This window comes from Cupriavidus sp. 05T313, assembly GCF_056396665.1.
On record NZ_JBFTLX010000072.1, the window covers coordinates 1 to 14512 of the forward strand.

Below are 14512 nucleotides of genomic sequence, written 5' to 3' on the forward strand. Positions count from 1 at the left end.
CACTATCGACCGGTTCAGCGGCGGCATCATCTGCTCAACCACCCATTCCCGATGCTCGGTTGCATATCGTGTCATCACCTATTCGCACACCGCCCTCCATTTTGCTTCACTAAGGAAACGGAGGCGACAAGTATCCTGACATGGAGGGCAAGACAAAAAAGTAGGTCGCCGCCCCGCAGGGGTGGTGAAACTGCCTTTGACTTTGAGCCTTTGAAGTTGATTTTGACGTCATGCAGCCGAAGTCGAAGTCGAAATCGAAGCCGAACCAAAAAAACATCAAACCAGCCCCAACGCCCCGATCCCCTCAACATTAAACCTCTCCCTGACCATCACCACCACCCGCCGCGCCAGCGGCAAACTCCTGACGGCTTCCTCCTCGCTCCGCCCGGGAAAGTCCACTTCCGCGCTCCAGTTGCACCCGGTATGGTCAGGCCGGTGCAAGCACACCGCGTGCAACTGGCAACCTTGGCATCCAGGCTGCTCCCGCAGGCAGTCGTTAAGCAAGCGTTTGAGTTCGGGCAGTGGTTTGGTCTGGCGATCCATCATGGACTCCGGTTGCTCGCCGGCGCTCACAGCAGACTGGGCGGGGCCGGGCGGGGCCGAGGTTCCGGGGGCGGAAGCAGGGGAACCGATGGCCGTATCAGTTGATCGCCTTGTCGGCCCGGCATCCCGGGCAAAGGCCGTATAGCACCAGCATGTGTTCACGCAGCACAAAGGAATTGGCGGTGGCCACTTCACGCTGGCGGGCTTCGATGGCTTCGTCCCGAAACTCTTCCACGCGCCCGCAGGCTACGCAGATGAGGTGGTCGTGATGACCGCCCTCATTGAGCTCGCGGAAAGGAAGGTGCTCCGGCGCGGCCGCGCCGCCTCGCGCTTTGCGCTGACGTACGCCATTGCGTGCCGTAAGAGTGCGGCGGGCGGCTTCCCGGCAGGAAGGCCACCCGCGGCTGCAAGCCGTGCTGGCACGGCTCGCGGAATAAAAAAATGGCTTGGCTTGTCAGCCGAAGAGGCGATCGGGAAAGCGGGGTCTGGTTGCTTTCCCGATCCTCCGGTGACTGGCTACTGCCAAACGCTCCGCGGTACGGAGCGGTCCCCACAAAAGACGGTGATGGATGCCGCGTTGCGACACCACAAAATTTCGGTTGCCGCGGACTTGCCGCCGGCCTTGCTCGTATCCTTCTTGTCTCGCGCCGGGGAGCGTTTTGCTTGCCCCGCGTCAGACAGTGAACCTATGGTAAATGGGAATTAATCTCATTACAAGGAAAATTTTCATCTTGTTTCGAAAGCAGGCGGGGCGCGGCAGGGTGAGCCCTGGCTGGGCGCGGGAGCCAAAAAATCGTGCACCGGGCAGCGGGAAAGTCCCCGGCGCACGAGAAGCGCGCGATAACGCATGCGCGGCTAGCGGCGCCGGGCTTGCTGGCTCCTGGCGCCGCTATCTACTGCCTTGTGACGGCCCGCGGGCCTCAGGCGCCTGCGAGCCGGAACGCGCCAACTGCGCGGTGCAACGCATCGGCCTGGTCTTCAAGCGAGGCCGCCGCGGCCGCCGCCTGCTCCACCAGCGCGGCGTTCTGCTGCGCCATCTGGTCCATCTGCGTGACAGCCTGGTTGACCTGCTCGATGCCGCCGGTCTGCTCTTCGGTGGCGGCCCGCATTTCGCCCATCAGGTCGGTAACGCGTTTGACGGCTTCCACGATCTCGTCCATGGCCTGGCCCGCGGTTTCCACCAGTGCCGAGCCATCGTCCACCCGCTGCGCGGAGTTGCCGATCAAGGCCTTGATCTCCTTGGCGGCGGTGGCGCTGCGCTGGGCCAGGCTGCGCACCTCGCCGGCCACCACCGCGAAGCCGCGGCCCTGGTCGCCGGCCCGGGCGGCTTCCACCGCGGCGTTGAGCGCGAGGATATTGGTCTGGAACGCGATGCCTTCGATCACGCCGATGATGTCGACGACCTTGCCCGAGGCCGTCTTGATTTCGCCCATGGTGTTGACCACCTTGCTCACGATGGCGCCGCCGCGCACCGCGATCTCCGAGGCGCCCTCGGCCAGCCGGCTGGCCTGGCGCGCGTTATCCGCGCTCTGGCGCACGGTGCCGGTGAGTTGCTCCATGCTGGCCGCGGTCTGCTCCAGCGACGCCGCCTGTTCCTCGCTGCGGCGCGAGAGGTCGGCGTTGCCGGTGGCGATCTCCCTTGCCGCCCCGGCGATGGAATCGGCCGAGCCGCGGATGCTGCCGATCGCGCCGGTCAGCCGGGTTTGCATTTGCTGCATGGCGAACAACACGCTCTGCTGGTCGCCAGGGGCGGTGTGCACTTCGCTGGCCAGGTCGCCTTCCGCGATACGCGCCGCGATGCGCGAAGTCAGCGCAGGCTCTCCGCCAAGCTGTTTCTGCAGGCCGCTGGCAATGCGCAGCACCACCACGGTCATGAGCGTGCCGATCCCCAGCAGCAGGGCGAGGGATTTGAACAGCGCTTGGCGGAATGCCGCATTGATATCGTCCAGGTAGACGCCGGCGATGAAATTCCAGTCCCACGGCTTGAAGTTCGCCACGTAGCTCAGCTTGGGCTGCGGCGCCTCGGCGCCGGGTTTGGCCCACAGGTAGTGCACATAGCCGCGTCCCACGCTCTTGCCGATCGCGGCGATTTCCCGGAACAGGTAGGTCCCGTTCGGATCCTTGGTGTCCTCCATGTTCTTGCCGTTCATTTCGGGCTTGAATGGATGCATCACCACGACCGCGTCGGAGCGCATTAGCGTGAAGTAGCCGTCTTCGCCAAAGCGCATGGCGCGCACGCGCTCCATGGCCTGCTGCCGGGCTTCCTCCATCGGCATCTTGCCGCCGCGCGCCAGCGCCTCGTACGACTGCACGACGGACAGCGCGGTATCCGTGACGTGGGCCAGGTCGAGTTTCCTCTCTTCGAGCCGCAACTCGCGCATCTGCCAGGCATCCCACAGCGTCAGCCCGAGCAGGCAGACCCAGCTCAGGAGCAATGGCAACAGTAATTTCTTCCTCAGGCTCAGGCGTTCCAGCATCTTTTCTCCCCGGTTCTTAGATATGGATTGACTCCACTCCTCCGCGATAACGGCGCACCGGAAGGCAAACTTGACGCTATGGCGYTAGGGGATTTCCTCAGGTGTGGAAAGGGATTCAGGGCGATCGGATGTCTCACGTGCGCGTCGCCGCACAATCCCTTTCACGTCGTGGATATTCGCGCACTTGACCCGGTTGGACGGGCCAATTGCCTGGCGCGTTTAGCGGGCGTCCTTCGGCCGGTCGCCCTTGGGCCAGTCCTTTGCCCTGCCCGCATAATCTGGACGCGGCTGCTGGGTGAAGTAGGCCGCGACATCCACGGCATCCTGCGCCGATAGCGTTCCGCCCTGGCCGAGCGGCATATTGTGTTTGACGAAGGCGGCTGCCGTGTACATGCGTGCCATGCCGGCCCCGACATTGAACGAGTCCTTGCCCCAGACTGGCGGGAAAATGTAGCCGCCTTGCGGGTTCCTGGTACCTTGGCCTTCCGCCCCATGGCAGGAGGCACATTGCGCTGCGTACACCGCCTTGCCATGCACACGGTCCGGCACCAGCGAGGTATCCATTTTTTCGAATCCTCTGCCAGTCACGTTCGTGCCAGTCGGGACGCCGGTGGAGAGCCACTTCATGTAGGACAGGATGGCATTCATCTCAGCCGAGTCGAATGGAAGCGGCTTGCCATTCATCGAGCGCTGGAAGCAGTCGTTAATGCGTTCCTGAAGGGAGTTGACCTTGGCGCTGCGGGACCGGTATTCCGGAAAGACGCCGGTGAGGCCCACCCAGGGCGACGCATAGGCCGTTGTCCCGGCATTGAGGTGACAGCTTGAGCAATTCAGGCCATTGCCGACATTGCGGGGAAGTTGTTTATGGGTGTCCGTCAGCAACACCTTGCCGCGCTTGATGGCATCGCCCATCGGTCCCTTGGGAATCGATGCTTCATCAGGCACGGGCATGGCCACGGTCGCCGGCTGCGAAAGTGCTGGCGCGCTGACTGCCGCCAGCAAGGCCATGGCCGCAATGCCAAGTTTGATGGTGTTCACGAGTGTCTCCTCCGGGAAGGGTGTGCCGACGGGTTTGTGTTTGTATTTTTGTGGATCTGCACTTGGCGTGCTCTCCATCTGTTCATGACTTGCCTAGTGTTGTCATCAACAAGCCCAGGTGGCTCCAGGCTGCAGCGAGCCCCGGGGCCTAAGCCCGTTGCATGTCCGATTTCATTCGCTCAACCACCTCGAAGACGACCATGCCGGCCACCATGGCGACAACAAAGCCCACGGCCTTCGGATAGCCCGCACCCATTGCAACCAGCGCGGGACCCGGGCAGAAGCCCGCCAGGCCCCAGCCGATGCCGAACGCGGTGCTGCCCAGGACAAGCCTCGGCGTTATCCCGGTGCTGGCCGGGAGTTGGACCGGCAGTCCCAGCAACGAGCGCTTGCGGCGCTTGGCAATGAAAAAAGCGAGCGAGCCGAGGACTATCGCTCCGGCCATCACAAAGGCCAGGGAGGGGTCCCAGCGTCCCGCCAGGTCGAGGAAGCCCAGCACCTTGGCCGGATTGGCCATGCCGGAAACCATCAGGCCGATGCCGAAGAGCAGGCCGGCCAGCAATGCAGTGACGGCGCTCATGTCAGCCTCCAATCATGTGTCGTCCCACCAGGACGGTCAGGAAGCCCGCCGCCATGAAGGTCATGGTCGCGACCAGCGAACGCATGGACCCGCGCGAGATACCGCACACGCCATGGCCGCTCGTGCAGCCGCTTGCGTAGCGGGTGCCGATGCCGACCAGGAAGCCGGCGACCAGGATTTCGCCCCAGCTGGCCTGAATGTCGGGAGTCGCCGGCTTGCCAAGCAGGCTGGCGAGGACAGGAGTCCCGACCAACCCGGCGAGGAAGGCCACGCGCCACGCCATGTCATTGCGCGGCGAGCTGAGCAGACCCCCGACGATGCCGCTGATGCCCGCAATCCGGCCGTTGAACAGGACGAGCACGGCAGCAGCCGCGCCGATGATGAGCCCTCCGGCCAGCGATAAGGCAGGCGTGAAATTACCCAGGTCAATCAACATACCGCCTCCTACTTGGTGTTGGCGCAAAACTGCTCATACAGCACAGCCATGACGGCAAGCGCCTCCTGGCTGGCAATGGAATAGAAGATGCTCTTCCCCTCGCGGCGCGTTGTCACCAGACCGCTTTCGCGTAGCACGGCGAGCTGCTGGGAAAGCGTCGGTTGCCGGATGCCGAGCTGTTCTTCCAACTCGCCGACGGACAACTCGCCCCGGGACAACTGGCACATGAGCAGCAGGCGGTCTTGATTGGCGAGCACCTTGAGCAGCGCGCAGGCTTGCGCGGCAGCGGCTTGCATGGTGCCAAGGTCAATGGCGGGATGGTTCTCGCTCATGGTCTGCCATCAATTTCAATGTTGATATTATATTGATAAATATAATGTTTGTGAATAGAGTGTGTGGCGTCCAAACGTGCAGGCGACCACCACACCATCGCAGGCGCCTGTAATGGAACGTAACCACCTGCCATGCGTCACGTCATTGCGGTTTCAAATGAGAACCATTATCCTTTCGCCTATTTGCTTAAGCCGCCACCCGAGACCGGGGAACATGGCGGCTGAGGCAGGCTGACAAGTGTGGCGCCAGGAAAAAACAGGCTGCCGGGCGCCGGAAAATCGACATGACCGAAACATCGCTGGGGGCAGGCCAGCAGCAGCGGGCCTTCTGGCTCAAGCACCTGCATCAGTGGCACTGGATCAGCTCGGCGCTTTGCCTGATCGGCATGCTGCTGTTTGCTGTCACCGGCTTTACGTTGAATCACGCCGGCCAGATAGAGGCTCGCCCGCAAGTGGTCACTCGCACTGCGACCGCGCCGGCCAGCCTGACGGCTGCCTTGCGCCAGGCCCGGCATGCCGACAAGGGTCCGGTGCCCGCGGCGCTCGGCGACTGGCTCACGCGGGAATTCGATATCGACGCAGGCGGCCGCGAGGCCGAGTGGTCGGGCGATGAGATTTACGTCGCGCTGCCCCGGCCGGGTGGCGACGCCTGGGTCAGCCTGGCGCTGGACAGCGGCGAGGTGCAGTACGAGAAGACCACGCGCGGCTGGATCTCCTACCTGAACGACCTGCACAAGGGCCGCAACACCGGCCGCGCCTGGAGTCTGTTCCTGGACGTGTTCGCCGCGGCCTGCCTGATCTTCAGCATCACCGGGCTGTTCCTGCTCAAGCTGCACGCCGGTGGCCGCATGGCAACCTGGCCGCTGGTCGGGCTGGGCCTGGTGGTGCCGCTGCTGCTGGCCCTGCTGTACATCCACTGAGCGGCACCGCCAGCGAGCCGTGCCTCTAACGATCGCTTTCACAGTTTCACAGTTCACAGACGAGGACCCGTTTATGCGCCGATTGCTTACCGTCACCCTTACCGGCATGGCCGCGGTTCCGTTCGCCGGCCCGGCCGTGGCGGCCGAAATGAACGTCAAGGTAGAGATTCCGCGGCTGAACGTGGCGGAGTACCACCGGCCCTACGTCTCGATGTGGATCGAGCGGGCCGACCAGAGCCCGGCCGCCACGCTGGCGGTCTGGTACGACGTCAAGCACAAGGATGGCGAAGGCACCAAGTGGCTCAAGGACATGCGCCAGTGGTGGCGCAAGGCCGGGCGCGATATGCAGATGCCCGCCGATGGCATCTCCGGCGCCACGCGCGCAGCCGGGGAGCACACGCTCACTTTCACCGATGCCAAGGCACCGCTGGGCAAGCTGCCCGCTGGCGACTACCAGCTCGTGGTGGAAGCCGCCCGCGAGGTCGGTGGTCGCGAACTGCTGCGCGTGCCCTTTGCATGGCCGCCGAAGGCCGCCGCCTCGGCCAAGGCAAAAGGCGAGCATGAACTCGGTGGCGTTTCGGTCGACCTGAAGCCCTGAGCCCCCCATTCCCTAGGAGCATGACGATGAAGACTTTCGCCACCAAACTGCCCGTCCGGGCCGCCGTGCTGGCTCTCGCCGCGCTGATGCCGCTGGCCGCTCACGCACACCGCCAGTGGCTGTTGCCGTCGGCCACCGTGCTCTCGGGCAGCGACCCGTGGGTGACGGTCGACGCAGCCGTGTCGAACGACCTGTTCTACTTCGAACACGTCCCGCTGCGCCTGGACAACCTCGCCGTGACCGCGCCGGACGGCGCCGCGGCGAAAGTCGAGAACGCCAGCACGGGCCGCTACCGCAGCACCTTCGACGTGCACCTGACCCAGCCGGGCACCTACAAGGTAGCCATGGTCAGCCACGGCCTGTTCGCCAGCTACAAGGTGGATGGCCAGGCCAAGCGCTGGCGCGGTTCGGCGGAAGCCTTCGCCAGGGAGGTGCCGGCCGGCGCGCAGGACCTGCAGGTGACGCAGGCCGACAGCCGCCTGGAAGCCTTCGTCACGGCGGGCAAGCCGACCGCCAAGGTGCTGCAGACTACGGGCCGCGGGCTGGAACTGGCGCCGGTGACGCACCCGAACGACCTGGTCGCGGGCGATGCCGCCAGCTTCCGCCTGCTGCTCGACGGCAAGCCCGCCGGCAACGTCAAGGTGGCGGTGGTGCCGGGCGGCATCCGCTATCGCGACCAGTTGCAGGAGATGTCGTTCACCACCGACGCCGACGGCAAGTTCAGCGTCAAGTGGCCGGCGCCGGGCATGTACTGGATGGAAGCCGAGGTCCGCGACGACAAGGTCGCGGTCAAGGAAGCCAAGACACGCCGCGCCAGCTACGCGGCCACGGTCGAGGTGCTGCCGCAGTAATCGCTGTCGACAGCAGGCCGCCAGCCGGACCTTCGTCCGGCTGGCGGCGCAAGCCCCGGGCCGCCGGTGCGCTTTTTGTGTTCCCGTAGTTTCGCTTTCATCGTCTTTCCAGGTTCACCCGCATGCAGCGTGTCCTCGTTCCCCTTTCGCTTGGCGCCGCCCCGCCCACGCCCGATGCGGCGGCGCGCGTTTGCCGGCGGCAGGGCGAGACCATGGGCACCACATGGTCGGTAGCATGGGCCGCGCCGCCTGGCGCCATCGGCGAAGACGCGCTCGACGCCGGCATCCGTGCCGTGCTGGCCGGCGTGATCGCGCAGATGAGCAACTGGGACGAAACCTCGGACCTCAGCCGCTTCAACCGCGCCGCGGCGGGCGACTGGCAGGTGCTGCCGGCCGACTGCTTTAACGTGCTGCAAGCCGCGCTGCAAGTCGCGCGCGATAGCGGCGGTGCCTACGATCCCAGCGCGGGGCCGCTGGTGGACCTTTGGGGCTTCGGCCCGGCGCCTCGGCGCAGCGAAGCGCCGGCGCTGGCCGAGATCGAACAGGCGCACGCGCTGTGCGGGTGGCAGCGTATCGCGTTCGACGAGGCCGGCTGCCGCGTGCGGCAGCCGGGCGGCCTCCGGCTGGATTTCTGCGCCATCGCCAAGGGCTTCGGGGTGGACGCCGTGTCGCGCTACCTGACCGGGCAGGGCATCGGCAGCCACCTGGTCGAGATTGGCGGCGAGTTGCGCGGCCGCGGCGTCAAGCCCGACGGGCTGCCGTGGTGGGTGGCGCTGGAAACGCCGCCCGGCGGCGGCGCGGCAGGCCACGAGACGCTGGTCGCGCTGCATGGCCTGTCGGTCGCCACCTCGGGCGACTACCGCCGCTACTTCGACAGCGAAGGGCGCCGCTACGCCCACACGCTGGACCCGCGCACCGGGTATCCGGCCAGCCATGCGCTAGCCTCGGTCACGGTGCTGCACCCGCAATGCATGCTGGCCGATGCGTTCTCCACCGCGCTGACCGTGCTGGGGCCGGAGGCCGGCATGGTGTTCGCGCGCCGCCATGCGCTGGCCGCGCGCTTCCTGATCCGCCATAGCGGTGGCTTCGACGAACGCCTGTCACCGGCTTTCGAGGCCATGCTGTCATGAGTCCGCCGGATACCGCTGCCTCGCTACCGGCCGAAGCGCCCGCCGCGCAGAGCGCGCGCACGCAGAACCACGTCAGCCGCGCCGAGCGGCACATGCGCGCCATCCGCATCGCAACCGCGCTCGGCATGCTGGCAGGCCTCGCCGGTCTGGCCCTCGCCTTCTTCGCGCCGACCCGCGCGGGCATGGCCGCCGGCGTGGTCATCGCCTACGCCGGGTTCTGCGCGGCCGTGATCGCCCGGCATCGCCGCCGGCACGCGCGCGCCGGTCTGCTGGCGCAAGCCAGGGATGGTGCCACGCTGGTGGCCTACGCCAGCCAGAGCGGGTTTGCCGGGCGGCTTGCGCTGCAGACCGCGCAGGCGCTGCAGGATGCCGGCGTGCCCGCGCAGTTGCTGTCCTTCGCCGAGCTGGACGCCGGCCGGCTTGGCAACTGCCGCCAGGCCCTGTTCGTGGTCAGCACCACCGGTGAGGGCGATGCGCCCGACAGCGCGTCGGGCTTCGCGCGCCGGCTGACGGCGGCGGCCGGCCCCGGCGGCCTGCGCGAACTGCGCTACGGCATTCTCGCGCTCGGCGACCGCAGCTATGCCCATTTCTGTGCCTTTGGCCACACGCTGTCGGCATGGCTGCAGCGGCAGCACGCGCAAGCGCTCTTCGACATGGTGGAGGTCGACAACGGCGACGCCGGCGCGCTGCGCCACTGGCAGAACCACCTCAGCGCACTCAGTGGCGGCGCGGAGATCGCCGACTGGGAAAAGCCACGCTACGCCGAATGGCTGCTGCACGAGCGCCGCCTGCTCAACCCGGGCAGCCCCGGCTCGCCGGCCTTCCACCTGGCGCTGGTGCCGCCGGCGGGCGAGGCGCCGTCATGGCAAGCCGGCGACATCGCCGAGATCGGCCCCTGCCACGCGCCGGCCGAAGTGGAACGCATGCTGGCAAGGCTGTCGCTGGACGGCGCCACGCCGGTGCGCTGCGACGGTGTGTCGGCCACGCTGGCGCAAGCGCTGGCCACGCGCATCGTCCTGCCCGAGCCGCATCTTGCCGCACTTGCCGGGGTGACGCCGCAGCGGCTGGTGGATACGTTGCCGCTGCTGCCGCACCGCGAGTATTCGATTGCCTCGATCCCGCAGGACGGGCGGCTGGAACTGCTGGTGCGCCAGCAGCGCCATGACGATGGCCGCCTCGGGCTGGCCTCCGGCTGGCTGACCGCGCATGCGCAGCCGGGCGCCGGCATTGCGCTGCGTATCCGCACCAACCGCGGCTTTCATCCGCCCGCCGACGGCCGTCCGCTGATCCTGATCGGCAATGGCACCGGCCTGGCTGGCCTGCGCGCGCATCTCAAGGCGCGCGCAGCGGCTGGCCATCATCGCAACTGGCTGCTGTTCGGCGAGCGCACCGCGCAGCACGACGCGTTCCACCGCGATGAACTTGCCGCATGGCAGGCCGAAGGGGTCTTGCAGCGGATGGATCTGGTGTTCTCGCGCGACGGYGGTGCCCTGCATTACGTGCAGGACGCGGTGCGCGCGTTGGCCGGCGCAGTGCGGGATTGGGTCGGGGCGGGCGCGGCCATCTACGTTTGCGGCAGCCTGCAGGGCATGGCGGGCGGCGTCAACGAGGCGCTCGCCGAGGTGCTGGGCGAAGAGGCGCTGCTGCAACTGGGGGAGCAAGGGCGCTACCGGCGCGACGTTTACTGAAGGCGGATCGGGCCACGGCAGCGCCATGCCGGCCTGTCAGGCGGTGTCCGCCGTCACCTCCATCAGCGCATCCACCACCACCGCCCCGCCCGCGCTCACCATCACCGGGTTGAGATCGACCGAGCGGATCGCGCCGTTCGCCTCATGCATCAGGTTGCCCACGCGTACCGCGATCCGGCACAGCGCGGCCACGTCCACGGCAGGTTCGCCGCGCACGCCCGCCAGCAGCGGCGCGATGCGCAAGCCGGCCACGGCGCGCTCCACCGCGGCTTCGGTGCAGGGTGCCAGCAGTACCGCCGTGTCGCGCAGCACCTCCACGTATTTGCCCCCGTCGCCCACCAGCACCACCGGCCCGAATACCGGGTCCCAGTGCGCGCCCACCATGCATTCGCGCTGGCCGCGCTCCATGCGCGCCACGACCACGCCTTCGCAAGCCGCGCCGAGCGTTTCCAGGATGCCGGTCTGCGCGAGATAGGCATGCGCCACCGCGTGCTCGTCATTGCAGTTCAGCGCCACCAGGCCATGTTCGCTCTTGTGCGGCACCTGTGGGGAGCTAGCCTTGACGGCCACCGGCCCCTGCAGCGCGCGCCACGCCGCGACGGCCTCGTCCACGCTGTGGCACAGCTGGTGCGCCACCACCGGGAAGCCGGCCGACGCCAGCCGCGCGAGGCTCGCCGCCTCGCTCAGCGTGTGGCCGGCAACACGCGATACGGCCCCCGCAGCCGGCGGCTGGCGCGCCTGCAACAGCGTGTCTTCCGTGGCGATGTCGCGCAGCCGCTGCTGGTGCGTGACCAGTTGCGCGAAGGCCGCCAGCGCCTCGGCCCCGCTCGTGTACACGGGCACGTTGACGGCGCGGAAGGCGGCCGCCACCGGGGCCTGCCATGCCGCGACGGCAATCGGCTTGCCGGCGCTGTCGGCAAAGCTGGCGGCATCGCGGGCGAAGCGCGGCAGGTCGTAGCCCATCCCGGCCACAGGGATATCGAGCAGCAGCAGGTCGGCCGAGGGGTCCGCCGCCACCACGGGGAGCACGTCGCCAAACAGTCCGCTGTTGGTCAGCAGGGCAGCGGTGACGTCGACCGGATTGGCGGTGGACGCGAACCCCGGCAGCCGCGCGCCCAGCGCCGCCTGCGTGGCCTGCGCCAGCGGTGCCAGCGACAGGCCGAGCGGCTCGGCGGCATCGGCGGCCATGACGCAGCTCGCGCCGGAATTGCTCACCACCACCAGCCCCCGCCCGCTGGCCTGCCAGCCGCGCAGGTACAGCGGCGCGCAGCGCACCAGCGCGTGCGCGTCGTCCACGCGCCAGATGCCGTGCCGCGCCAGGAATGCCCCCACCGCGCGGTCCTCGTTGGCGATGGCGCCGGTATGCGATGCCGCCGCGCGCTGCCCCGCGCTGGAGCGGCCTGCCTTGACCGCCACGATGGGCACGCCGCGCCGGCGCGCCACCGCGGCGGCTTCGGCCAGCACCGCGGGGTCGGTCAGGCCTTCCAGGTAGAGCAGGACCAGCCGCACATCGGGATCGTGCGCCACGGCCAGCGCCAGTTCGCTCACCGTGATGTCGGCCTCGTTGCCGGTGGCGTGCATATGCCGCACGCCGATGCCTTGTCCGCGCAGCAGGCCGTAGACCATGGCGCCGACGCCGCCGCTCTGGCTCAACACGGCCACCGGGCCATCCTGCGGCGGCACTTCGATAAACATGGTGGAGAAGCTGGCAATGGTGCCGGTGCCGAAGTTGGCCAGGCCCTGGCTGTTCGGCCCCACCAGGCGCAGTCCGGCAGCCGCCGCGACGCGCACCATTTCGTCCTGCTGGCGGCGGCCCTCCTCGCCGGCTTCGCCGAAGCCCGAGGCAATCACGATGGCGGCGGYCACACCAAGGCGAGCGCAATCGCGCACCGCGGATACCGCCGCATCGCCGCTCACTACGACGATGGCCAGTTCGGGCACCTCGGGCAGCGCATCGAGCGAGGCAAAGGCCTGCAGTCCCTGGATGGTGTCGCGCTGCGGGTTCACCGGGTAGAGCTTGCCGGCGTAGCCATGCTCGCGCATGTAGTGGATGGGACGGCCGCCGATCTTGTGGATATGGTCGGAAGCGCCGATCACCGCGATCGAGCGCGGTGCCAGCAAGGCTTGCAAGGTCTGGTTCATGATGATGCGATCCAAAAGCTAAGGCCGGGCGGCGCCGGCAGCACGGCGGCAAGCGCGATCGTGCCCGCCAGCAGGGCGGCTACGTCATGCGATGCGGCTACTCGCGCCGGAAGCGCAGCAGCGTGCGTTCGCCGTGGCGCATGAAGGCGGCCCGCACGCGCTCGCCGATGGTCACGCCAGGCTCGGCATGGGCCATGACGCGCGGGCCTTCGTCGAGTGTGGCCAGCACCAGTGTGTAAGGCGCCAGCGCGCGGAATTCTTCAGTAGGGGCGCGTGAGACTTCGGTGACGGAATGGATGGTGGCGCCGCCGCCCGCATCGCGCCAGGCCAGCCGCGTGCTGCCGCAGGCGCGGCACGCGTGGCGCTGCAGCGGCTGCCACGCGCCGCAATCCTCGCACGCCTGGTAACGCACGAGGCCGGCGTCCAGGCCTGCCTGGTAGGGATGGTCTGTGCTCATGACAATGTCCTTGRCGAGTGCACCAAATGCAGCGCTGGTTCGTTCCCCTCTCCCGCTTGCGGGAGAGGGGGCGGGGGAGAGGGCGGGCGTGCGCAAGAGCAAAGATGCTCACTGCCAGCGAGCCAGGCATCAGGCATTGCATGCGCTCTCATCCCGCCTCCAGCACCAGGCTCACATGCGACGAGAGCACGCCCCCGTCCGCGTGAAACAGCGCGCGTTTGCGCGCCGGCACCTGTCGCGCGCCCGCCTTCCCCGCAAGCTGCCGCATGGCTTCCGCCAGATGCATCAGCCCGCCCGCGACGCCCGAATGTCCGAACGCCAGCAAGCCGCCATGCGTGTTGAGCGGCAGCGCGCCATCGCGGCCGAAATCTCCCGCCGCCAGCCGCGCCGGGGACGCACCGCGCCCGGCCACGCCAAGTTCCTCCAGCAGCATCGCCAGCGTGATGGTGAATGAGTCGTAGATCGCCAGGTAATCGATCTGCGCCACCGTGTTGCCGGCTTCCGCCAGCGCGCGCCGCGCGGCATCGGCCGCGCCCGTGGCCAGCACGCTTTCCAGCGCGCACAGGTGCTGGTGGCGATGCGCCTGGCCCGCGCCGGTCACGCGCACCGGGGTGCCGCTGCCCGGCCCGGCGGACACCACCAGCGCCACCGCGCCATCGGAGATCGGGCAGCAGTCCGACAGCCGCAGCGGCGTGGCGATGGGCCTGGCGGCGCGCGCGGCGTCCAGCGTCATGGGCTCGCGCAGGTGGGCGTCGGGATGGCTCGCGGCGTGCTCGCGCATCAGCACCGCGAAGCCGCTGAGCGCGTCGGCGTGCATGCCGGTCTCGGCAAGATAGCGCGAAGCCAGCAAGGCGTAGTACGCCGGCACGGAGGCGCCATTTGGCACTTCCATCTCCGGCTCGCCGACCTGTGCCAGCGTCTGGATCGACTGGTCGCGGCTCTGGCCGGAGAGCCGGTTCTCGCCGGCCACCACCAGCACATGGCGGCAGCGGCCCGCACCCACCAGCTCGCGCGCCAGCATCGCCATGACGCCGCCGGTCGCGCCGCCCGAGGCCACGCCATGCGCGTAAGCGGGATCGAGCGACGCGTACTCGCAAAAGCGCGTGGCCAGCATCAGGTGGGGCAGGGTGGTGGCGTAGCCGCACAGCACGCCGTCGATATCGGTGCGGGCCAGGCCCGCATCGGCCAGCGCGGCGTCGGTGGCGGCCGCCATCAGCGTCAGCGGCGTGCTGCCCTCGATACGGCCAAAGCGCGTATTGCCCGCGCCGCGCAGGTAGGCTGCGTGTTGCATGATGCCTCGCTCAGTGCTTCATGATTTCG

General features: G+C 68.0%; 14 protein-coding genes and 1 pseudogene. 5 read left to right on the forward strand and 10 right to left on the reverse strand.

Going from position 1 to position 14512, the window contains the following annotated elements; translation table 11 throughout:
- Positions 1-276: 276 nt before the first annotated feature.
- The 7 genes and pseudogenes from AC1DKD_RS17370 to AC1DKD_RS17400 all read right to left on the reverse strand — a co-directional run bounded on the left by AC1DKD_RS17370 (position 277) and on the right by AC1DKD_RS17400 (position 5406).
- Positions 277-543 carry a hypothetical protein gene (locus AC1DKD_RS17370; protein WP_441634296.1) on the reverse strand — a complete coding sequence of 89 codons (267 nt, stop codon included), beginning with the start codon at positions 541-543 and terminating at the stop codon, positions 277-279.
- A 97-nt stretch (positions 544-640) separates the two neighbouring features.
- Positions 641-850: pseudogene (locus tag AC1DKD_RS17375) on the reverse strand (Fur family transcriptional regulator); the annotation flags it as partial.
- Positions 851-1463: 613 nt separating this feature from the next.
- On the reverse strand, positions 1464-3020 hold the full coding sequence (locus AC1DKD_RS17380; RefSeq protein ID WP_477101791.1) for a methyl-accepting chemotaxis protein: 1557 nt from the start codon (positions 3018-3020) through the stop codon (positions 1464-1466).
- Between the two features lie 219 nt (positions 3021-3239).
- Positions 3240-4058 (reverse strand): c-type cytochrome, encoded by an 819-nt coding sequence (locus AC1DKD_RS17385; protein WP_477101792.1) that lies wholly within the window; start codon positions 4056-4058, stop codon positions 3240-3242.
- Between the two features lie 148 nt (positions 4059-4206).
- Entirely contained in the window at positions 4207-4638 is a 432-nt protein-coding gene (locus AC1DKD_RS17390; protein WP_441634241.1) for a DUF6691 family protein, read from the reverse strand.
- A 1-nt stretch (position 4639) separates the two neighbouring features.
- Positions 4640-5074, reverse strand: a complete 435-nt coding sequence (locus AC1DKD_RS17395; RefSeq protein ID WP_441634243.1) for a YeeE/YedE family protein — start codon at positions 5072-5074, stop codon at positions 4640-4642.
- Between the two features lie 8 nt (positions 5075-5082).
- Entirely contained in the window at positions 5083-5406 is a 324-nt protein-coding gene (locus tag AC1DKD_RS17400) for a metalloregulator ArsR/SmtB family transcription factor (RefSeq protein WP_441634245.1), read from the reverse strand.
- 284 nt (positions 5407-5690) lie between these two features.
- On the opposite strand from AC1DKD_RS17400, the gene AC1DKD_RS17405 reads away from it, so the two are divergent.
- The 5 genes from AC1DKD_RS17405 (at position 5691) to AC1DKD_RS17425 (ending at position 10593) form a co-directional block, all read left to right on the forward strand.
- Positions 5691-6326: a PepSY-associated TM helix domain-containing protein gene (locus AC1DKD_RS17405; protein ID WP_045236487.1), complete on the forward strand. Its 636-nt coding sequence runs from the start codon at positions 5691-5693 to the stop codon at positions 6324-6326.
- 73 nt (positions 6327-6399) lie between these two features.
- Entirely contained in the window at positions 6400-6924 is a 525-nt protein-coding gene (locus AC1DKD_RS17410) for a DUF2271 domain-containing protein (RefSeq protein ID WP_441634248.1), read from the forward strand.
- A 26-nt stretch (positions 6925-6950) separates the two neighbouring features.
- Positions 6951-7775 carry a DUF4198 domain-containing protein gene (locus AC1DKD_RS17415; RefSeq protein ID WP_441634250.1) on the forward strand — a complete coding sequence of 275 codons (825 nt, stop codon included), beginning with the start codon at positions 6951-6953 and terminating at the stop codon, positions 7773-7775.
- 122 nt (positions 7776-7897) lie between these two features.
- The gene (locus tag AC1DKD_RS17420; RefSeq protein ID WP_441634252.1) at positions 7898-8905 is read left to right on the forward strand and encodes an FAD:protein FMN transferase; all 1008 of its coding nucleotides are present in this window, start codon (positions 7898-7900) and stop codon (positions 8903-8905) included.
- 125 nt (positions 8906-9030) lie between these two features.
- Positions 9031-10593: a sulfite reductase subunit alpha gene (locus AC1DKD_RS17425; RefSeq protein WP_441634298.1), complete on the forward strand. Its 1563-nt coding sequence runs from the start codon at positions 9031-9033 to the stop codon at positions 10591-10593.
- Between the two features lie 36 nt (positions 10594-10629).
- On the opposite strand, the gene AC1DKD_RS17430 is transcribed toward AC1DKD_RS17425, so the two are convergent.
- The 3 genes from AC1DKD_RS17430 to AC1DKD_RS17440 all read right to left on the reverse strand — a co-directional run bounded on the left by AC1DKD_RS17430 (position 10630) and on the right by AC1DKD_RS17440 (position 14483).
- Complete coding sequence (locus tag AC1DKD_RS17430; protein WP_477143513.1) at positions 10630-12735, reverse strand: acetate--CoA ligase family protein; 2106 nt, start codon at positions 12733-12735, stop codon at positions 10630-10632.
- Positions 12736-12832: 97 nt separating this feature from the next.
- Positions 12833-13192 carry a Zn-ribbon domain-containing OB-fold protein gene (locus AC1DKD_RS17435; protein WP_441634256.1) on the reverse strand — a complete coding sequence of 120 codons (360 nt, stop codon included), beginning with the start codon at positions 13190-13192 and terminating at the stop codon, positions 12833-12835.
- A 148-nt stretch (positions 13193-13340) separates the two neighbouring features.
- Positions 13341-14483, reverse strand: a complete 1143-nt coding sequence (locus AC1DKD_RS17440) for a thiolase family protein (protein WP_477101794.1) — start codon at positions 14481-14483, stop codon at positions 13341-13343.
- Positions 14484-14512 lie beyond the last annotated feature (29 nt).